At 44.7% G+C, this 1049-nt stretch carries 1 protein-coding gene; it reads right to left on the reverse strand.

Annotated elements, in window-relative coordinates; genetic code table 11:
• On the reverse strand, positions 1-1049 hold a 1049-nt coding region (locus V4C51_RS17775), incomplete at both ends, for an RNA-guided endonuclease TnpB family protein (protein ID WP_330927504.1).

Below are 1049 nucleotides of genomic sequence, written 5' to 3' on the forward strand. Positions count from 1 at the left end.
GCTAAGACTGCTTGCCCAGCAGCTTTAATATTTAACGCAGCATTGGTATCACGATCATGCTTAGTATCACATTCAGGACACTCCCAGCTACGCACACAGAGGTCGAGCCTTTCCAGTGTGTAGCCACAGCAGGAGCATCGCTTACTGGATGGATACCATTTGTCGATATTAACGACAGTTCGTCCATACCAATCGGCTTTATATTCAATTTGTCTAACCAGTTCTGCCCATCCAGCATCGCTAATCGCTTTAGCCAGTTTGGGATTGTTAACCATGTTCTTAACCTGAAGCGACTCAAGACTGATTATTTGGTTCTCATGGATCAATTTTGTAGTCAGCTTATGCTGAAAATCCTTGCGACTATCAGAAATTTTGGCGTGAACTCTGGCTACCTTCAGCTTTGCTTTCTGGAAGTTAGCAGAACCTTTTTTCTTCTTGCTCAATCGGCGTTGATATTTAGCAAGTTTTTGCTCATATCTGGCAGTGTACTTCGGATTGCCAGACTTCCAACCATCAGAAGTAATGGTCGTATCTTTAATGCCAAGATCAACACCAACAGAGTTAGGGGAAACAGGCAGGGTTTCAACGTCTGTACTGCAAAGCAGCGATACAAAGTATCTGCCTGCGCTGTCCATGGAAACTGTAACCGTTGTGGGTTTGTCTGGAATATCACGACTCCAGCGAATATTCAACGGCTCTTTATGCTTGGCAAGCGTCAACTGACTATTATTCCACTTAAAAGCAGAGCGTGTGTATTCAGCACTTTGAGCAGACCTTTTTTTCTTGAAGGTAGGGTATTTCGCCCGGCCATCCCAGAAATTTTTAAAGCTGGTCTGAAGGTGTCTGAGTGTCTGTTGAGTGGGAACGCAGGATATGTCGTTAAGCCAAGAATAGTCTGGGTTTTTCTTCAGTGCAGTCAAAGCACTGGAGGACTCATGGTAACCAAGACGTTTTTTATCGTTGTACCAGGCATCAGACCTGAGTCGCAAAGCCCAATTATAGACAAAGCGTACACAACCGAAAGTCTGAGCCAGTTGCTGCTCTTGCTC

Source organism: Candidatus Sororendozoicomonas aggregata (assembly GCF_031528575.1).
Lineage (GTDB): Bacteria > Pseudomonadota > Gammaproteobacteria > Pseudomonadales > Endozoicomonadaceae > Endonucleibacter > Endonucleibacter aggregata.